The sequence below is a fragment of the Paenibacillus sp. FSL K6-4396 genome (genome assembly GCF_038002525.1).
GTDB classification, from domain to species: domain Bacteria; phylum Bacillota; class Bacilli; order Paenibacillales; family Paenibacillaceae; genus Paenibacillus; species Paenibacillus amylolyticus_B.
On record NZ_JBBOCR010000001.1, the window covers coordinates 1,915,456 to 1,935,538 of the forward strand.

Below are 20,083 nucleotides of genomic sequence, written 5' to 3' on the forward strand. Positions count from 1 at the left end.
CGTACGCGTTTTTCTTGATGATGAGCAATCCGCAAGGTTGCTTACATAATCCCAAAGGAGGAATTTTTAGTTATGGCAGAACGTTTGGTAGGTAGACCAGCACCGGATTTCGCAATGGAAACAGTATCGGGAGACGGACAAGACTTTGGTTCCGTTAAACTGTCCGATTATCGTGGCAAATGGCTTGTATTCTTCTTTTATCCTTTGGACTTCACATTTGTGTGCCCAACTGAAATTACAGCTTTGAGCGTTGCTTCCGAGCAATTCAAAGCTTTGGATACAGAAATCCTTGGCGTGAGCGTAGACTCCGTACACAGCCACAAAGCATGGATCAACACACCTGTAGACAGCAATGGTCTGGGCCAATTGAACTTCCCATTGGCTTCCGATATCACGAAGCAAGTGGCTAAAGATTACGGCGTTCTGATCGAAGAAGAAGGCGTAGCATTGCGCGGTTTGTTCATCATCGATCCAGAAGGCGAATTGAAATATCAAGTGGTTAACCACAACGATGTAGGCCGTAGTGTTGAAGAAACACTTCGCGTACTGCAAGCACTGCAATCCGGCGGATTGTGTGCAATGAACTGGAAACCAGGCGACACTAACCTGTAAGCCAGATTAACTTGAACGGTTTTTGTTCAAGCCCTCATCCCGTTAGGGATTGAGGGCTTTTTGCACCCTTTTGGCTGAAGTTATCACGAAGTTAATTAAAAGTGTTTGAACAAGCAGCTAAGCGTGTTAATAATATATTAGAAGAAAGTCTTCTTTTTATCTGTTGAAAGAGGAATTGATGGCCTTTAAGGCGAATAGGGTATGGAAACCCGGTAAATATTCCGGTGCTCTGCATTTATAATCTGTACATGAATGTGATACACTGATGGAACTATTCCTTTTCGGAAGTGCTGTAAGTGTACGGGATGGCATTTTAACAAAAAAGTCCCGGCACGTAATAAGGAGGGTGAACAAAAATGAGTTACTGTTGTGGGGCAAGTATGGTTGGAACGAAGGGCACGCTGAAGCATTACCGCACCCAGGTTCATAATGTTCCCCTGCTGTTTTGCCCGGTGTGTCACCGGGTCGAGGTGCATTATAAAGTGGAAAACGAATACGAAATTCTGGCTGAATATGCGCATGGAGACGGTGCATCCGAGATCGACTTTCAAGATTATGTTACAGAAGATGAGGATGCCATTTTCGAAAACTGTGTAAACCGTGAGAGCGAGGATGCCATGGTCATTGTACAGCGCCAGATTGATATGGCTCTGGACCTGCTCAGGCTCGCCAAGGAAACCAAAGACGAGAAGTGGGAAAGCGAACTTAAACGTCGATTAGCTGTGATGAGTCAGCGCAGACTGAAAATTCAGCATAATAAGACCGGACTATAGATGATCTCGGATATATCACCAATTAAAGATATTAAAAACGAAGCTGATTTGCCTATTGGGTGAAACGGCTTCGTTTTTGTGCTGTATTCTGGAACTAATTCGAGGTTTTTTTTAAAATAATTTCCATTCGACACTTTCTCCGATTGACTCTCTTCTATAAACTTGTCTATGATAAAAACAGACTTGCAAAAGAGGCGGAGCAAAAAATGTTCGTGTTTGGGAATAGGAGAAGGTCAGAATGGGACAAACGTATATGATTTTCCGGATCGACTGTTGGTTACCGGGAATAGACCAGCTTGAGTTCCGGCCATGCCATCCATATTTTCGGCTCAGCCCCCCAACGAAAGGGCACCGGTAATGAAAAATAAAATCGGCCCTTCCTGTTTCTGTGATGATATGATGTCCGAATGGCAAGTTTATCATTTACGTGAAAAGGAGGAACCTGACATGATTAGTGAATTTCAGGATACAGTGCCTCAACCAACGAATGGATTCCCGCCTGTGCATCTGGATAACAACAAGTACGAGAATGTACTGGAACATCTGGATAGCGGTATTATGTTGTTTGACAGTCACGGTGTATTGACGTTTATTAACGTTCAGATGGCAAAGTTGTTGGAACTTCCAAGAAGTCTGTTGAGCGGCTGCACCCTGATGCAAATGCTGCATCATCCACAGATGAGCCGATTCAAGAAAAAGAAAATTTTACGTATCTATCGGGAAACTATTTTTCACCGTAAGCGCTATCATGAATTGATTGATGAATACGGAAGGCATTGGCTGGTTACTGTGACGTACGGTGATCAGATGGATGGCGACTTCTTGTTCAGCGTCAAAGATGTATCTGATTATAAACAAATTGAACAGACCGCTTATCAAAATGACAAACTTGCGATGCTGGGGCGAATTTCAGCATCTATTGCTCATGAAATTCGTAATCCGTTGACTGCAATCCGTGGGTTCATCCAACTGCTCAGGCCCCATTTGCTGCAGCTCGGCAAAGACGAGTACGCTCGAATCATACTGACGGAGATTGATCGGGCGAATGACATCATCTACGAATTTTTGAATTCTTCCAAACCGTCAGCTCCACAGAAGACCGTGATATCCGTCGACTCTTTGCTCAAAGAGGTGGTCTTGCTGACCGAAAGCGAAGGTTTGATGAAGGGATGCGAGATCGTACTGGATGAAGGGGATGCCCCGTTGAATGTATCCATTGATGTCAAACAGATTAAGCAGGTTATTTTGAATATGGTGAAAAACGCAATGGATGCCATTGAGGAAGTCGGCGAAGAACATACGGGTCTAATTCGAATATCTACCGCCACGGAAAACAAGTTCGTGCAGATCTCCATCGCGGATAACGGTCATGGAATGGACCATAATACGCTTGTACGTCTGTTTGATCCATTCTTCACGACCAAGGAGAGCGGAACGGGGCTTGGACTTTCGGTGAGTTACCGAATCATCAAGAACCATGGAGGCACCATCTCTGTGGATAGCAAAAAGGGCGAAGGCACGCGGTTTATAATTATGTTACCCTTGGTATATTGAGAAAAGCGTGGAGTTAAGGAGTTGGCCATTTGCCAACTCCTTTGTTTTATGTTGCCAATAACGGTTATAGTTAGTAATGAATGCGAATACATAAGCTCCATAACGGAAGGATGAGATGCAGATGGAAATCCAAGGAATGGAACGAATGAATCAACAACTGATGGATCACGTGGGAAAAGTGATTGTGGGAAAAGAGCATACGATAGAGCTGGTAATGACAGCGATCATAGCGTCAGGACATGTGCTGCTGGAGGATGTGCCGGGTACCGGAAAAACGATGCTTGCCAAATCGGTAGCCTCTTCATTGGACTGCACATTCCAACGGATACAGTTTACACCGGACTTGCTGCCCTCGGACTTAACAGGGATTCATTTTTTTAATCAAAAAGAAGGGGATTTTGAATTTCGACCCGGCCCCTTGTTTGCCAATCTTGTACTAGCCGATGAGATTAACCGGGCTACACCGCGTACACAATCAAGTTTGCTGGAGTGTATGGAAGAGCGCCAGATCAGTATCGATGGTTCAACGAGACAGCTGGAACGGCCATTCATCGTTATCGCCACCCAGAATCCTGTAGATAACCAGGGGACTTTTCCGCTACCTGAAGCGCAGATGGATCGTTTTATGATGAAAATTCGCATGGGTTATCCAAGCAGTGAAGAGAGTGTAGAAATTTTGAGACGTACGGTAGCCAGTCGTTCTGTTGATGATCTCTCGGCAGTGATCAGTCGTGAAGAACTTTTGAAGGCGCAGGATACGTATAAAACAGTGCAAATCAACGAAGATTTGCTACGATATATCATTCAGTTAACCGAAGCAACAAGGCAACATCCCGAGCTCTCGCTTGGCGTAAGTCCACGAGGGGCTCAGGCATTACTCAAGGCAAGTCAGGCATGGGCTGCACTGCATGGCAGAGACTTTGTGTTGCCTGATGATATTAAAGTACTGGCGGAACCTGTGCTGGCGCACCGACTGGTATTCCGTAACCGGATTAGACAACAAGAGGGCTTGGCGGAGCGTATCATCCAGGAACTTCTGAATCAGACAGAAGTGCCTACGGAGAATCTCGCTACAAGCGGGCGTTAATCTTATGGCATTATTATGGCTTGTCCTTGTTGGAGGCATTGTCGTTGTTATACATGGTGTGTGGTTTGGACGACCTGCACTGCGAAAACTCAGGTACAGCAGACAATTCAGCAAGCTGCGTTGTTACGCTGGAGATGAACTTGAGATGGTGGAGACGATATCAAATGAGAAACGAGTCTCCGTACCTTGGCTCAGACTTGAATCGATGATGCCAGTGTCGTTTGTATTTCGTTCCGGTTCAGGTATGGATATTAGTCAAGGCGAAATCTATCAGAACCATAAGAGTATTTTTACGTTAAAACCGTTTACTCGTATTACGCGCAAGCATCCTTTTACATGTACTCAGCGTGGGATTTATCCATTAAATACAGCAACGATGACAGGTGGGGATCTCTTTGGTGTGTGGCGTTCCACCAAACCGATTCCTTTGCAAATGTCTATGATCGTGTATCCTTCATTAGTGAATACAGAGGATCTTCCTGCAATTTATCAGGTATGGCAGGGAGAAGTGGAAGTATCACGATGGATCGTTGAAGATCCTTTCTTGATCCTGGGTGTTCGGCCTTATGGTGCAGGCGACCCCATGAATCGTATTCACTGGAAAGCGAGTGCACGTACAGGTGAATTACAAGTCTACAAGCAGGGATGGACGGCTGATCCGCAATCCTGGATTGTAGTCAACATTCAGGAATCTGCAGATATGTGGAGTGTTGTTACTCGACCGGAAAAGATTGAACGGGCACTTCGTTACGCTGCCACGGCTGCAGTGGATGCCATCGGTAGAGGGTTGCCAGCAGGTTTCGCCCATAATGGTTATCATGTGGGTGGAGGCCGCGATACCCTTCGGATTGAGCCGGATTATGGCACCCCCCATCTGGAACGGTTACTGGAAGCTATGGCTGAGACAGAGTTGAAATGCATGGTGCCCATGGAGCAATTCCTGAATGATGAAGTACGTCTGAATGAAGAAGCACAGCAAATCCGCAGCTATCTGCTGATTACATCCTATGTATCTGCCGCTATGGAGCACGAGATTGCACGTCTGCACGAACAAGGACATCGTGTAACAATTCTCCCGGTAGAGGACGTGAAGGGTAATACAAAGGCGGTGAGTGCATGAGGAACAGAACGGTAGCGACGACCACAGGACTCATAGCGATGCTTGCCGTCTTGATGTCTGGCATATACCTTTTTCCGATATTTACGCTTGCTTCATTCTACGCAATGGAACATTTGCCGTACACATTATTCATCCTGGTTGTTCTTGTAGGTTGGTTGGGACAGTTCATTCAACATAAAATTCCAGGTTTTAGCGAGAAAAGTACACTCATTCGTGGACTAGCGGCACTCGTCATAGGATTTCTCTTCGCACTCGTTGTTGGGATGAGCCTTATTCTCCCGTTGCCGGATATCATCACATTGGTACTGTGTGGAGTCATCTCGGCTTATGCAGGTCTGACCTTCCAGCCAGTCTTTCATTCTGTGTTGTTATGGCGCTTGCAGATTATGGGCGTAATCAGTGCAATCGTGCTTATGATTGCTTCGAATTCGTTGGAATTCATGCAGCCGATACAAACCTACACTGTATGGATCTATATTGCGGGAGTGATCAGCTTTGCCTTTTGGCTGGTTGGACGATATATGCTGCAACTGGATCAGGCCATACTCAATGATGACAAGAGAAGATTGGTATTAAGAGATTTTGCACGTGCGAATCATCAGCGGTTCATGTGGATGTTTATTGTTATCGTTGCGATTGGTGCTTTCCCAAGTCTGGCTGCCTGGCTGGGGCCGCTGCGTGACAGCTTGCTCGCATGGATCAGGGGATGGTTTGGTCCGATTTCCGGCGAGGAGCCACGATTACCAATGGACAACCCCAATCAGCCGCTAAATATACCGAATGACTGGAGAGAGCCGCCATCCGAGCCCTCAGTCTTCTGGAACATCCTCGGGTGGGTAGTGATGTGTGCTGTAGCCGGAGCAATCCTGTGGCTGCTTCTGAGGTTGGGTCAAAAAACGATAAACAGACTTATGGATCGATTCAAGGGGATGTTACAACCAGGTGAAAAGAAGGCAGAACCACGGACGGAGTATATCGATGTCAGTGAGACACTTGATGCGCCAGCAAAAGTCCGAAAGAATTGGTTTCGGAAGAAAGAAGCGCCACCTGCACAGGATGCTGAACGTGTTCGGTATTACTATCGGACTTGGATTGAAAGAGCCGCTCATCGAGGCGTGGAAATACAGGGGACGCACACTCCGCTGGAGGTTGCACAGACTATTATTCAGAATGGTATGAAGGTAGAAGAAGATGAGCTGTCTGCGAGACTGCCAGATACGTATAATGCCGTTCGTTATGGAGAGAAAGCTCCCGATCGTTCCGATATGGTTGAGATTGACCGAATCTGGAGATCTTATCGAAGTAAATAAGTCCGGAATCCCTTTACTTTTCTTGTCACGTTCAAGTATCATGAGAGGAATACACAAGTTGGTCAGAAAAGGAGCAGACATTAATGAAGACAAATCATTGCAAAATTGTAGATTGTACGATCCGTGATGGCGGATTGGTGAATAATTGGGACTTTAGCGTGGACTTTGTTCAACAGCTGTATGCTGGATTGAATGAAGCTGGCGTTGATTATATGGAAATTGGATATAAGAACTCTCCGAAGTTGCTTAAAGGTGCCGAGGAAGCAGGACCGTGGCGTTTCCTGAACGATGATTTCCTGCGTAAAGTTATTCCTCAAAAAGGAAATACCAAACTGTCTGCACTGGTTGACGTTGGACGTGTGGACGAAAATGATATCTTGCCTCGTAGTGAGAGCATGCTGGATCTGATCCGGGTTGCCTGCTACAGCAAAGATGTGGACAAGGCACTTGCACTGGTTCAAACATTCCATGATCGTGGATATGAAACTACACTTAATATTATGGCACTCTCCAATGTTATGGAGAATGAATTGCTGGAAGCATTTGAATTGATCAAAGAAAGCGCTGTGGATGTTGTTTACATTGTAGACTCCTACGGTAGCTTGGACCATAATGATGTGAAATATCTGGTAGAGAAGTTCAAGACTCACTTGCCTAACAAACGTCTTGGTGTTCACACACATAATAATATGCAACTTGCGTTTTCTAACACATTGGTTGCGGCAGAACTTGGCGTCGAACTGCTTGATGCTTCTGTGTATGGTATGGGCCGTGCTGCTGGAAACTGTCCAACCGAATTGCTCGTAGCTCATCTGAAAGGAACAAAATACAATCTGCGTCCAGTACTTGGTGTATTGGAACAGTTGATGGTTCCACTGAGAGAAAAAGAAGAATGGGGTTACATTCTGCCTTACATGATTACAGGCGCGTTGGACGAGCATCCACGTTCAGCGATGGCGATTCGCTCATCGGAAGACAAGGATAAGGTTGTTGATTTCTATGATAAATTAACAACACCAGAAGTGAATTTTGATAAGTAATATAGTCTGAAATACAGTTGCGAAATAGGAAAACATGGACTCTAACTGGAGATCCATGTTTTTTTAGTTCTTAATGCCTTGTTTTTCTCTATATTTATGAATAAATATTCCTAGGAGTAACTATTTTTTAGTTCACGTATACAAAATTAAATGTTATTATGTACCAGATAGCATGTGTATGCATGTGAATTGAACGTTGGTTAATATTTTTTTGTCGAATCGTGTAGTAAGCTGTTAAGTTTGGTTAATGTAATTCAGGATAGGTGATCCCGGGAAGGAAAACACGCATGAAGGTTAATCTGCAAGATCAGAGAAAAATAAGTTGGGTCGCTGTATGCGGCTTATTGTGTTTCCTCGCAAGTCAATGGTTTCGTTCTTCTTCAAGCTCTGATCTGACCATATCGGGTTACCCGGTTTTGACACTCTTGGGTGGATTTGCTGCGGCAGCAGCTTGTATCGGCATCTATAATCAAAGCTGGTTGTTTCGGACACAGAAGCTAACCCTTCGGAGGACAGTATTGACCACACTTTTTTTATTGATTGGTCTGTTTGAACTGGTTCATATCGTTTCATTTGCAGAAGAGATTCCAAATGGAGCCATGATGGAATCGGATTTCTCCTTAATGATGTCAACCATGGGATCTTTGGTATGTTCTGTAGGTTTACTGCTCGTGTATACCTTAAATGAGAAAGAAATTGCATTACCACGCAAATTCTTACTGTTCAGTGGGACATTGGGTACCTTTGTTATTTTGTACATACTGGCTATTCAGGAATGGAGTATGTTGCCAAGTATGCTTGATGGAGATGTGCTTGGTGGAATCTTCACCCGCGTTCATTTTATGGTTGGATTGCTCTATGGCATTATTGCAGTTCTTTTGTTTGTACAATGGAAAAAAACCAAAGATGGTGATCTACCAACCATTCTGTGTGGCATTCTGTGTTTCTTTTTTGGTGAATGTTATTTTGTTTCAGCAACTGGGGTGAACGATCTCAATTTGCTGTTAGGATTGCTGAGTAATTGTATGGCCTATTTTTTCATTCAAAAAGGGCTGTATACGTCCGTAGTGGACACGCCTTTCCTGCAACAGCAGGTCGCGGAAGCCAAGATGAACTATATTGCTCATCATGATGATGTAACGGGACTTCCAAACCGTCGTCGCCTTTCACAGCGGTTGAAAAAGATGATGGATGATGCCGTGGTGGAGGAACAGCTTGTTGGTGTACTGGTCCTGAATATTAATCGGTTCAAAACCATTAATGATTCGCTCGGACAGCAAGCAGCTAACCGGGTTTTGCGTCAGGTAGGCCAACGACTGAAACATTTGTCACTTCCAGGAGAAGAAGTCTTTGGATTGGGCAGAGATGAGTTTGCATTAACGATGACAGATTTCAGTTCAACCGATACAGCATTGCGTCGGACAAGATCCATATTGCAACTTTTTGAGAAGCCGGTCTTGGTTGATGGCAATGAGTATCATCTTACACTTGGAATCGGGATGGCCATTTTCCCACATGATGGCGAGTCACCACTGGAGATTATTCAGAATGCCGATACGGCTTTGCACAGTGCTAAGGAACAAGGAATGGAACTGAATCGTTTTGCCCATGCGATGCAGATGAAGGCACAGGAGCGTTTGCAGCTTGAGAATGATCTGCGCAAGGCGTTGGATCGAGGTCAGTTCTACCTGGTTTACCAGCCGCAGGTTAATCTGCAAAGTGGGCTAATCGTTGGCATGGAAGCCTTGGTGCGTTGGCAGCATCCGCAGCGAGGCCCGGTATCTCCGGCGGAATTTATTCCTCTGGCAGAAGAGAGTGGGCTCATTGTGCCACTTGGCGAATGGGTGCTTCGTGAAGCGTGTGCACAGAACAAACAGTGGCAGGAAGCCGGTTATCGTAAACTGTGTGTTTCGGTGAATCTGTCGATGAGACAATTCAGGCATTCCCATTTGTTGGACAATATCAATGGCATTCTCAAAGAGACGGGACTAGAGCCTGTATGGCTTGAACTGGAGATTACAGAGAGCATGACATTTGACAAAGACCGGTCATTCGAACAGTTGCGCAAAATCAAAGAAATTGGTGTGCATATCAGTATTGATGATTTTGGAACGGGATACAGCTCGTTGCACTATCTGAAGGATCTGCCGATTGATCGACTCAAAATTGACCGTTCATTCGTGAATGAAGTCATGGAGGACAGCAATAACGCCGCGATCGTATCTACCATCACTTCAATGGCACATCATTTACAACTGAAAGTCACAGCTGAGGGCGTGGAGAACGAAGATCAGATGGTCTTTCTTCGCAATCAACACTGTCACGAGGCTCAGGGTTATTTCTTCAGCAAACCGATTAAAGCCGCTGAATTTGAAAAGCAGTTTTTGAGAGATGTGGATAAGCCTACAGGCTAGGGAACAGCGGGGGTGCGAGGGTGCTCCTGCTTTTTTTGATGGATTCGTAATGAAAAAAATGGGAAATATGACTTGCATGCTATAGAGGATCATGGTATATTATTATTTGTAAAATCACTGTTAAATTCCTAAGGAACTTAACAATAAATCTTCAATCATGCGGGTGTAGTTCAATGGTAGAACTTTAGCCTTCCAAGCTAATAGCGTGGGTTCGATTCCCATCACCCGCTTAACGAAGCAGTACCGGAGTCCTTGCGATGCAGGGGCTTTTTTCTATTGCGCTAAAGGAAATCTCGTCGTAATAACGAGTAGAAGGTTGTTTTGTCATCGGAGTGGCGAGTAAGTAAGTATTCTTTAGTTTAATTTATATAACCTTTGCTTTTTTACAATGATCTGGTACAATAACGGAGAAATTGATACTACACATGAATGAGAGGTAACCATACGTCCCATGAAGTAAAACACATGAATTGAACCCCAGTTAACTGCAGACGGTTTTATGACGCAGTCAGCCAGAGCGGCTGAGCAATGAGGGGATTCGTGTGTCCAAATTCAGCTATGGGAAAAGGTATGGAACAAGTAAGCCTTGAAGGTTTACGTGTACCCTGTGTTTGGGGTTTCTTTGTTCATGCCGTAGCTTACCTTAGATCTGTCTTTGAATGCTTGATCCAACCCTGAATTGCCAAACCGCCGGCTGATGCCAGCGGTTTTTTTTATTCAGCAAAAAGGATGCAGGAAGGATGAGGCCTCATGATGACATTGGTACGCTTACATGAAGTATCAAAAGAGTGGAACGGTAATGAATTGTTTACAGGATTGAATTTGGAGATTAATGAGGGCGAGCGACTCGCTATTTTGGGTCGCAACGGATGCGGCAAGACAACGTTGTTACGCATCATTTTGGGTGAGGAGCATGGTGGTGGACGGATTGAACGTCATATCCCTCAGCAGGAATGGGGGTTCATGCGCCAGCGCTCGGAGATTGGGGCCGGGATGAATGTACTGGATGCGGTCCGGCGTGAGAGCGGTCAGATCTATGAAGTAAAACGGAACTTGGAAGAACTGGAACAACGTCTGAGCATCAGCACTGAAGCGGATGAAGAGCTGCTTGCAGCTTATACACAAGTGATGGAGCAATATGAACAGTTGAACGGTTATATGTGGGAGACTGAGGTAGAGAAAGTACTGACTCGCCTTGGATTATCTGCAGAGCATTGGAGTAGATCCTATCATTCCTTGAGCGGTGGACAAAAAACAAAGGCTCGTTTGGCGGGACTGCTTGTCAGCAAACCCAGATTCCTGATTCTGGATGAACCGACGAATCATCTGGATGAGGGAAGCATGCGCTGGCTTGAAGAGTGGTTATCCTCATATGAAGGTACGCTGTTATTTGTATCACACGATCGTACGTTTATTGATCAGGTAGCAACAGGAGTCATTGAGTTCAGTCCAGATGCATTGACCAAATACAAGGGCGGATATTCCGACTACAAGCTCCACAAAGAGCGAGAATTACGCGAACAGGAAACGATCTACCGCAGGCAGGAATTGGAACGTAAGGCGCTGGAAGAAACGATTCGGAATTATCAGGAATGGTTCCATAAAGCGCATAATTCGGCAACCGATGTGGAGGTGAAGATCACCCAGAGCTTCTACAAGGCCAAAGCCAACAAAAATATTTCACGATACCATGCGAAACAAAAACAGCTGGAACGTTTGGAGCGGGAACGGGTGGATAAACCTCGTGAAGCTGCAAAGTTGAACATGGAATTACAGATGAATCCACTGGCTGCACGCCAGCTTCTTGCGCTGGAAGAAGTGAGTTTTTCATACACGGGTAATGAGCCAGTGCTTCGCAACCTTCGAATCACTGTTGAACGTGGAGACCGTCTTGCCGTAAGAGGCCCCAATGGAACAGGAAAAACTACACTGTTGAAGCTGATGATTGGTGAGCTGGAACCTTCGCAAGGCAAGGTCACACGGCATCCACAGCTGAGAATCGGTTACTTTTCACAGGAACTGGAGGGACTTCCCGAGCATCTGACCCTGCTGGACAGCTTGCTTACCCTTCCATCCATGACACAAAGTGCGGCACGGACCATTCTGGGATGTTTTCTGTTTTCCAGAGATGATGTGTTCAAGCGCATTGGGGATTTGAGCATGGGAGAAAAGTGCAGAGTGGCATTTTTGAGATTGTATTTTGGCGGAGCAAATCTGCTAGTGCTGGACGAACCGACGAACTATCTGGACATTGATACCCAGGAAGTCATGGAGAATGTATTAAAACAGGCTTCAGGTGCTTTGGTGCTTGTATCCCATGACCGGATGCTGACAAAGACACTCGCGAATCGATTGTGCGATCTGGAGGCTGGAGGCACAACAACTTTGTTTGAAGGAGGCGTGTCGGATTGGGAGCAGTCAAGCAAACTTCGGAAGCATGCGCTGGAGACCCGGGAATTCGATGACGAGAGGTTGCGATTGGAGATGCGCCTGTCGGAGTTGCTGTCTCCTGTGAGCAATGCTGGAAAAGACATTCTGACACAGCGCGAGCAATCGAATGAGCGAGCAATCGAGGCAGCTGAGATTCGCGAAATCCAGCAGCGCCTAAAACAATTGAAAGATAAGGGTGCAAGCATAAATTAGAACATGGACGGCTTGCTATTTCGATCTATTTTGCATATAATTATGAACGATCATCGATGATTATATCGATATGGGTTTAACTAACAAGTAAACGTGATGATGGAGATAAGTAAGCAGTGCCTCTGGACAGGGAGGAAGCGCCGTAGATTGAGAGCGTTTCTGTAGAACAAGGCTGCCGAAATTCACTCCGAAGCGGTTCCCTGAACCTGTTTGTGTGCAGACACAGAGGCAACAGTAGGGGCAAACGGTTAACGGTCGTTATTCCGTACAAAGTGAGACAGAACCGGTTGCAGGCCAGAAGGGCCACGCAGCAATGGATGTCTAACAAGGGTGGTACCACGGTCTTTTCGTCCCTTCAGGGGAGAGAAGGCCTTTTTTTGTTGCAAAAACACCACAAAAAGGGGGCAATTACACATGAAAGAACGATTAGAGGCATTGAAGATCGAAGCGCTGGAGCAGTTGTCTGGTGTGAATGATCCGCAGACGCTCGGTGATCTGCGTGTAAAGTATTTGGGGAAAAAGGGTGCATTAACTGAAATTTTGCGCGGTATGGGTGCACTTAGTGCGGAGGAACGTCCAGTTATTGGTCAAGTAGCCAATGATGTTCGGGCTGCCATTGAGGAAGTCATCGACAGCAAGCAGGATCAGTTCCAGAAGGAAGAGACGGCGAAGCGTCTGCAATCCGAGAAAATTGATGTGACTCTGCCAGGACGTCGTGGACGTCAAGGCGGACTGCATCCACTGACCAAAGTGGTACAGGAGATCGAAGATATTTTCATCGGTATGGGATACCGCGTTGCGGAAGGTCCTGAAGTCGAAATGGATTATTACAATTTTGAAGCATTGAATCTACCGAAGAATCACCCGGCGCGCGATATGCAGGATTCCTTCTATGTTACCGAAGACTTGTTGATGCGTACCCATACATCGCCGGTTCAAGTACGTACCATGCAGAGCATGAAGGGCGAAGTGCCTGTCAAAGTCATCTGCCCAGGTAAAGTATACCGCCGTGATGACGACGATGCGACGCACTCTTTCCAATTCAACCAGGTTGAAGGGTTGGTCATTAGCGAAAACATTCGTATGAGCGATCTGAAAGGGACCCTGCTGCAATTCGTGCGCGAAATGTTCGGTTCCCACACGGAAATTCGTCTGCGTCCAAGTTTCTTCCCGTTCACAGAGCCAAGTGCGGAAGTGGATGTAACCTGTGTACAATGTGGCGGCAGCGGCTGTCGCGTATGTAAGCAAACAGGCTGGCTTGAGATTTTGGGGGGCGGTATGGTTCACCCGAAAGTACTGGAAATGGGTGGTTATGATCCGGAGAAATACAGTGGTTTCGCATTTGGTATGGGCGTAGAGCGTATCGCGATGCTGAAGTACGGTGTTGATGATATCCGTCACTTCTACAATAGCGATCTGACCTTCCTGAAGCAATTCGGACGGCTATAACTTTAAGACAAGAAAGATTAACCATATAGAGCAAGCAAATGAACTGGGAACACCAATTTATAGATGAAGGAAGTGAACGTCCATGAGAGTATCGACAGATTGGCTGTCTGATTATATTTCCCTTGAAGGTGTGACGCCACAGGAATTGGCGGAGAAAATCACCCGTGCGGGTGTCGAAATTGATGTAGTGGAGAACCGCAACAAGGGCGTGAATAAAGTTGTTGTAGGTTATGTGAAGAGCAAGGAGAAACACCCGGATGCAGACAAACTGAATGTATGTGTCATCGATGCCGGCCAGGAAGAAGATCTGCAGATCGTGTGTGGTGCGAAAAATGTGGATGCAGGCCAAAAAGTAGTCGTAGCACTGGTTGGAGCGAAGCTCCCTGGTGGAATGGATATCAAAAAAGCCAAACTGCGCGGTGTTGTCTCCCTTGGCATGATCTGTTCCGCCAAAGAGCTGGGCATGAACGACAAATTGCTTCCCAAAGATCAGCAGGAAGGTATTCTCGTTCTGCCGGAACAAACGGAGGTTGGCACGCCAATCAGCCAGGTTCTTGGTCTCGACGATCATGTGCTTGAACTGGACCTGACACCGAACCGTTCCGACTGTCTCAGCATGCGTGGTGTTGCCTATGAGGTGGGTGCCATTCTGGGTCGTGAAGTGAAGCTGCCAAGTCCCAAAGACCAACTGGTTGAAATTGGTGATGTAGCCGCGAATCATATCTCTGTAGAGATTAAGGCACAGGAGCAATGCAGTCACTATGCAGCTCGTTATGTAACTGGCATTAAGCTGGTTGCTTCCCCGCTGTGGATGCAAAACCGTCTCATGGCGGCAGGTGTTCGCCCAATCAATAACATCGTTGATATCACGAACTATGTCATGCTGGAATACGGTCAACCGCTACATGCATTCGATGCGGATAAGCTGGAAAAGGGCCATATTGAAGTGCGGATGGCCAACGAAGGCGAAACGATTGTTACGCTGGATGGACAGGAGCGCAAGCTGGAGCCGCACATGTTGCTCATCACGGATGGAGTGAAACCTGTAGCCATCGCTGGGGTTATGGGTGGCGAGAATTCCGAGGTATCGGAAGGCACGGTGAATCTGCTCTTGGAGTCCGCCAAGTTCGACGGCGGGACCGTTCGGAAAACGTCGCGCCAACTGGGGCTGCGTTCCGAAGCAAGCATGCGTTTTGAGAAGGAAGTAGACCCGGGTGCGGTGATTACGGCTTTGGATCGTGCGGCTGAACTGATTCAGCGTTATGCTGAAGGTGAAGTGCACCAAGGAATCGTGGAAGCTGGAGCAGAAGCTGCGGAGAAACGTGTAATTCAATTGTCGCTGGACCGACTGAATCGTTATCTGGGAACGGATCTGTCTTTGCTTGAGGTAAAAACGATCTTCGCTCGCTTGCACTTTGCATGTGGTGATGCTGATCAAGGATTGCTGGATGTGGAAGTGCCAACACGCAGAGGGGACATTACGCTCGATGTAGACTTGTTTGAAGAGATTGCACGCCTGTACGGATACGACAACATTCCAACCACATGGATTGAAGGACCCACGACTCCAGGGGCATATACACGCTCTCAAGCGATGCGTCGCACGATTCGTGGATTGCTCTCAGGCAGTGGCTGGCAGGAAATGATCAGTTACTCCTTTGTGCACCCGGATAAAGCGACCCTGTTCCCGGCGTTGACACAAGGAAGTAAAGCCGTGAAACTCGCGATGCCTATGAGCGAGGACCGCAGTGTGCTTCGTACGAGTATTTTGCCACAAATGCTGGATGCAGCGGTGTATAACATGAACCGTAAACAGGATTCACTGGCTGTATTTGAAGTGGGCAATGTGTTCTTCACCGAAGAAGATCAGTTGACCAAACAACCGCATGAAATCCCAGTACTGGGGCTGCTGCTCACCGGGAATCGTGCAAGCCAGCAGTGGAATGTTGGAGCGGAGAAAGTAGACTTCTTCGATCTGAAAGGTGCTCTTGAGCATCTGTTCGCCTATGTGGGGCTTGAACAACGCATTCGCTTGGTAGCAAACAGCCCTGAAGGATTCCATCCGGGACGTTCCGCATCGGTTTACCTGGAAGGTAAGGATGGCGGGGAAGGCACATTGATCGGTACATTGGGTCAATTGCATCCGGAACTGCAACAGCAGTATGATCTGAATGATGTGTACATCGCAGAGATTGCACTTGAATCGATCTACAGCGAAGCAGACGCTGACATTCGTTATCGTGAGCTTCCGCGTTTCCCAGCCATGGAACGTGATATCGCGGTTGTTGTGAATGAGGATGTTGAAGCTGGAGATATGCTGCGCGCCATTCGTGAATCGGCGGGTGAATTGTTACAAAACGTACAGGTATTCGATGTGTTTACTGGCAGTAAACTGGGTGAAAACAAGAAGAGCGTGGCGATGGCACTGGTATACCGGAATCGTGAACGTACACTCACCGATGAGGAAGTTACTGAAGTTCATGCCCGTGTAGTGGCTCGTCTGGAAGAGCAATTCGGAGCGGAATTGCGTAAATAGGACAAAAGAAGATTTTTTGAACAAAGATTAGCAGGAATTGTTTGAAGTCACATCGAATCCTTAGCATTAGAGGATCGATGTGACTTTTTTGTGATTACAGCTTAGAATCAACATACAGACTTGAAGGAGGGCACAACTGTGACTACACCTGATCGTACACGCGTCACCGTAGAGATCTACGGGACTTCCTATAAACTGGTTGGCAGCAGTGCCGACTATATGAAACAAGTAGCTAACCTGGTAGATGAGCGTATGGGCGCAATCTCCAAGCAAAATTCCCGTCTGGATACTCCGCGTATTGCGGTACTGGCGGCTGTACATATGGCTGAACAGTCTCTTCAGACTCAGGAAATCCGTAATGAACTGAAGATGCTTACTGGAGAACGTACAGAACTGAGAAACGAATTGAATCGGTTAAACGCCATACAAAATGAACATCAACAAGAATTGGAACGTCGTGACCAGGCTCTTGCTGATTTGCAACAGCTGAAGATTGAAGCAGAGCAGGCGTTGCAAAAGTCCGAATCGGACAAAAATTCAGAGATAGCCAAGTTGAATAAGCTGCTGGAGCAAGAACGCGCTCAAGCAACGGAGCGAGTGCAGAAATTGCAGGCCCAAGCGACAGCACAACTGAAGGAAGCAGAAGCCAAGGGAACGAAACAGCTGAAGGAAATGGAAGAGAAAGCGGCTAACCAGCTTAAAAATGCACAGGCACAGGCTGCTTCCCAGCTCAAAGAAGCTCAGAACCGTTCTGCAGCCGAATTGCAGCAGGCGCAGGCCAAAGCTGCGGCGCAATATAAAGAGTTGCAGGACAAGACTGCAGCTCAATTAAAAGAAGCCGAAAGCCGTGCCGTTGCAGAACGTCAACAGATTGAAGCCAAGGCTGCGCAGCAGGTCCAGACAGCCAAGGAAGAAGCCGAGTCGGCCATTTTGTCCGAGTTGGAGCAGGCAGAGAGCAATCTGAAGAAAGCTCAGGAAGAAGCAGCGCTGCAATATAACGAACTTCAGCAACAGATGGAACTTCGTCTTCAACAGGCTGAAGAAAAAGCGCTGCAACAGACACAAGAGCTCACGGATCAGGCGAATCAGGAACGGTCTGCCATACAGGAACAAGCGGAGCAGAAGCGCCTGACTGAGATAAATCAGTTGAATGCGGAGTTCAAGGCGTTATCCGAGCAGTTGGAACTCGAATGGATGGAGAAAGAAGCAGCCTTCGAGGAACAATTGCAGCAAGCCAAGGAAGCAGCAGCGTCCCAAGCGAAAGAAGCCGAAGCGGCGGCAGAGGCCTTGTTGCAAGAAGAACAGGGCAAGCTCAAACAGCAACTTGAGGAACAACGTAAACAGGCGGAGACTCGACTATTAGATGTCGAAGAGCAATTAGAAGAAGTGATGACCCAGCTCATCAGTGCACAGGACATGGTTGCAGAGCAAGAACAGCAGCTTCAGCATGAGCGTGGTCAATTGGAATCGTTACGTCATGAGCATGGGGTCCGTAAACAGGAACAGGAAGTTCAGACTCGCCGAATTACGGAACTGGAGCAACAACTGGAGCAGTTGAAAGAGGACCGTTCCCAGTTGCAGGAGCTTCTGCGTGAAACGGAACAGGCTGCCCAGCAATCCCGTGATTCACAGGAACAATGGAAGCAGAAGTATAATGAAACTGTGGATAGAGAAACCTCTCTCACAGCACAGCTACGCAAACTTCAGGAGCAACATGCACAGCTTGAACAGGAAGCCCAAAAGCTTCGTGAGGCTGAAGTGAAGTCGGAAGAGGAACAGCGCAGACTGCATAAAGTGCTTGAACAGGCTCATGCTGCGGTGCGTACATTGCAGAATGAGATCGGCACGCTTACGGAACGTGAGCAGTCCTTGAAGGATCTTGCTGAGCAGCGATTGGCTGAGATCGGAGACCTGGAGAATCAGATTCTTGAAGTTGCTGAACAAAATGAAACGTTGGAGTCTGGTGTGCAATCCCTTCATGATGAATTGTCCGTGGTGAAGGAAGAGTCTCGTTTCAACCATGAAGAGGCTGTGCAATACCAGAAGGATGCAGAGCTTTTGGAAGAGAAACGCAATCAGCTTGAAGGTGAGCTAAATGTTGTTCGGGAAGAGCTGAATCGACTTCAGGATAACTATAAACAAATCCGTAATGATTACAGTGATGCATTACAACGTGAAGAGAATTACAGTTCCAAGCTGGATGAACTGAGCAAGGAGAAACAGGAGATTGTGAACGCACTTGAAGAAGCAAGTCAATCTTCAGCTAAACTTTCCGAGCGTTACTCTGAGCAAGAGAACCGGCTAGCCCAGACTGAGGAAGAAGCGTTGGAGTGGCAGATCAAATACGAAGAGCTGTCAGCCGAACAGGCCGAGTTGGCATCCCGTCTGGAACAGTTGACGAGACGTGAAGAAGAACTTCGCTCAAGTGTTGAACAAGCAGAGCAGAACGACCAGGTGTGGCAACGCCGTGCAGATGAATGGGCGGCTCAGGAACAATCCTGGCAGGAACGCTGGGCTGCACTTGAGAATGAACTGACGGTTTGGAAGAGAGAAAGTGCGGCAAGTAGTGAGTTGCTGGAGGGACTGGAGCAAGAACGACAGCAGCTGGACAAGTTACGTGCAGAAGCGACCCAAGAGAAAGAGATCATGGAAACTGAACTGCTTGAGATGGGGGAGCGTTACGAACTAGCGGCCAATCAATTACGTTTGTTACAGGTTGAACGTGAAATGGAGCAGGAGAAGGCAGAGCAGCTGAACACGGAATATCGTCAGTTGCATGATGAATATACGAAATTGCAGACGGAATATAACGAATGGATTGAATTGATTGAACAGGACCAGACCTAGCGGAATGAATGCAGCAGAACTGGCTCGTGGGCAACGTACTCTGGTACAATTTGTTATACTAAAGAAGGAGCTCCCGTCGCTGCGGGGGCTCCTTGTCTTGAATACTATTCTTCAACGATAATTTTGGAGATCATGCTGCTGTGTCCTGAACCGCAGAAGACAGAACAGGACATTTCAAACTCACCAACTTTGTCCGGGGTTATGACTTTGGAGCTATTTCTGGTATCCAGTTGAAGATTCAGCTCAGGCACCAGGATACCGTGATTTCCGTTTTCATTTTTATAAACAATGTTAACGGGAACGCCTTTTTTAAGATGGTACTCAGGTTGATCGAATTCATAGTTACTCGCCTTGATGACCAATTCTTCACTGGCTGTAACTCCAGCATCAGCATCGGATCCATTGCTGCCAGATTCTGCGGACTGTTTCACTCCTCCACATGCAGTGAGGACCAGAATTAACATACAGGCAGCAAGCCATGTTATGCCTTTCTTCATCATGTGCCTCCTTAAAGCGTGATATGGATAAAATTTGAATGATTGCTCCAGTCATCATACCGCAATATGTGGATGCCTGTACACGCTGCGTATGTCGTTTTTTTGAAAATTGTACGTGTACGGCAGAGCGTGTGCACTGCCTGAATGAAATAAACCCCTTCCGGCCCAGGGCCTTCAGAGGTTTAGGAGAATACATGGGGA

The 20,083-nt window shown here is 46.8% G+C and carries 13 protein-coding genes and 1 tRNA gene; 13 read left to right on the forward strand and 1 reads right to left on the reverse strand.

Going from position 1 to position 20,083, the window contains the following annotated elements; translation table 11 throughout:
- Positions 1 to 72: 72 nt before the first annotated feature.
- From MHB85_RS08770 to MHB85_RS08830, 13 genes are all read left to right on the forward strand, one after another.
- The gene (locus tag MHB85_RS08770; protein ID WP_036610146.1) at positions 73 to 612 is read left to right on the forward strand and encodes a peroxiredoxin; all 540 of its coding nucleotides are present in this window, start codon (positions 73 to 75) and stop codon (positions 610 to 612) included.
- A 356-nt stretch (positions 613 to 968) separates the two neighbouring features.
- A complete protein-coding gene (locus MHB85_RS08775) occupies positions 969 to 1,385 on the forward strand; it encodes a hypothetical protein (protein WP_017689649.1) in 417 nt (138 codons plus the stop codon).
- Positions 1,386 to 1,832: 447 nt separating this feature from the next.
- Positions 1,833 to 2,939, forward strand: coding sequence for a PAS domain-containing sensor histidine kinase (locus MHB85_RS08780; RefSeq protein WP_091014840.1), 1,107 nt, complete (start codon positions 1,833 to 1,835; stop codon positions 2,937 to 2,939).
- Positions 2,940 to 3,060: 121 nt separating this feature from the next.
- Positions 3,061 to 4,026: an AAA family ATPase gene (locus tag MHB85_RS08785; RefSeq protein WP_017689647.1), complete on the forward strand. Its 966-nt coding sequence runs from the start codon at positions 3,061 to 3,063 to the stop codon at positions 4,024 to 4,026.
- 4 nt (positions 4,027 to 4,030) lie between these two features.
- Entirely contained in the window at positions 4,031 to 5,146 is a 1,116-nt protein-coding gene (locus MHB85_RS08790) for a DUF58 domain-containing protein (protein WP_341072781.1), read from the forward strand.
- Complete coding sequence (locus MHB85_RS08795) at positions 5,143 to 6,456, forward strand: DUF4129 domain-containing protein (protein ID WP_341072782.1); 1,314 nt, start codon at positions 5,143 to 5,145, stop codon at positions 6,454 to 6,456. Before MHB85_RS08790 ends, MHB85_RS08795 begins: the two co-directional genes overlap by 4 nt.
- A gap of 83 nt (positions 6,457 to 6,539) precedes the next feature.
- On the forward strand, positions 6,540 to 7,496 hold the full coding sequence (locus MHB85_RS08800; protein ID WP_047842252.1) for an aldolase catalytic domain-containing protein: 957 nt from the start codon (positions 6,540 to 6,542) through the stop codon (positions 7,494 to 7,496).
- Positions 7,497 to 7,783: 287 nt separating this feature from the next.
- Entirely contained in the window at positions 7,784 to 9,910 is a 2,127-nt protein-coding gene (locus tag MHB85_RS08805) for a bifunctional diguanylate cyclase/phosphodiesterase (protein ID WP_091014835.1), read from the forward strand.
- A gap of 159 nt (positions 9,911 to 10,069) precedes the next feature.
- A tRNA-Gly gene (locus MHB85_RS08810) sits at positions 10,070 to 10,140 on the forward strand.
- A 520-nt stretch (positions 10,141 to 10,660) separates the two neighbouring features.
- On the forward strand, positions 10,661 to 12,553 hold the full coding sequence (abc-f, locus tag MHB85_RS08815) for a ribosomal protection-like ABC-F family protein (RefSeq protein WP_341072784.1): 1,893 nt from the start codon (positions 10,661 to 10,663) through the stop codon (positions 12,551 to 12,553).
- Between the two features lie 414 nt (positions 12,554 to 12,967).
- Positions 12,968 to 14,002: a phenylalanine--tRNA ligase subunit alpha gene (gene pheS, locus MHB85_RS08820; RefSeq protein WP_017689641.1), complete on the forward strand. Its 1,035-nt coding sequence runs from the start codon at positions 12,968 to 12,970 to the stop codon at positions 14,000 to 14,002.
- Between the two features lie 82 nt (positions 14,003 to 14,084).
- Entirely contained in the window at positions 14,085 to 16,538 is a 2,454-nt protein-coding gene (pheT, locus tag MHB85_RS08825; RefSeq protein WP_192134676.1) for a phenylalanine--tRNA ligase subunit beta, read from the forward strand.
- A gap of 138 nt (positions 16,539 to 16,676) precedes the next feature.
- Entirely contained in the window at positions 16,677 to 19,385 is a 2,709-nt protein-coding gene (locus MHB85_RS08830) for a hypothetical protein (protein ID WP_341072786.1), read from the forward strand.
- A gap of 104 nt (positions 19,386 to 19,489) precedes the next feature.
- On the opposite strand, the gene MHB85_RS08835 is transcribed toward MHB85_RS08830, so the two are convergent.
- The gene (locus MHB85_RS08835; protein ID WP_047842258.1) at positions 19,490 to 19,882 is read right to left on the reverse strand and encodes a cytochrome c oxidase subunit II; all 393 of its coding nucleotides are present in this window, start codon (positions 19,880 to 19,882) and stop codon (positions 19,490 to 19,492) included.
- Between the last annotated feature and the right edge of the window lie 201 nt (positions 19,883 to 20,083).

Bases quoted from the DNA above. Each gene is read 5' to 3' on its own strand.
- MHB85_RS08785 (WP_017689647.1), top strand. From the start codon at position 3,061: ATGGAAATCCAAGGAATGGAACGAATGAATCAACAACTGATGGATCAC.
- MHB85_RS08780 (WP_091014840.1), top strand. From the start codon at position 1,833: ATGATTAGTGAATTTCAGGATACAGTGCCTCAACCAACGAATGGATTC.
- MHB85_RS08795 (WP_341072782.1), top strand. From the start codon at position 5,143: ATGAGGAACAGAACGGTAGCGACGACCACAGGACTCATAGCGATGCTT.
- MHB85_RS08775 (WP_017689649.1), top strand. From the start codon at position 969: ATGAGTTACTGTTGTGGGGCAAGTATGGTTGGAACGAAGGGCACGCTG.
- pheT (WP_192134676.1), top strand. From the start codon at position 14,085: ATGAGAGTATCGACAGATTGGCTGTCTGATTATATTTCCCTTGAAGGT.
- MHB85_RS08835 (WP_047842258.1), bottom strand. From the start codon at position 19,882: ATGAAGAAAGGCATAACATGGCTTGCTGCCTGTATGTTAATTCTGGTC.
- MHB85_RS08770 (WP_036610146.1), top strand. From the start codon at position 73: ATGGCAGAACGTTTGGTAGGTAGACCAGCACCGGATTTCGCAATGGAA.
- MHB85_RS08800 (WP_047842252.1), top strand. From the start codon at position 6,540: ATGAAGACAAATCATTGCAAAATTGTAGATTGTACGATCCGTGATGGC.
- MHB85_RS08790 (WP_341072781.1), top strand. From the start codon at position 4,031: ATGGCATTATTATGGCTTGTCCTTGTTGGAGGCATTGTCGTTGTTATA.
- MHB85_RS08805 (WP_091014835.1), top strand. From the start codon at position 7,784: ATGAAGGTTAATCTGCAAGATCAGAGAAAAATAAGTTGGGTCGCTGTA.
- pheS (WP_017689641.1), top strand. From the start codon at position 12,968: ATGAAAGAACGATTAGAGGCATTGAAGATCGAAGCGCTGGAGCAGTTG.
- abc-f (WP_341072784.1), top strand. From the start codon at position 10,661: ATGATGACATTGGTACGCTTACATGAAGTATCAAAAGAGTGGAACGGT.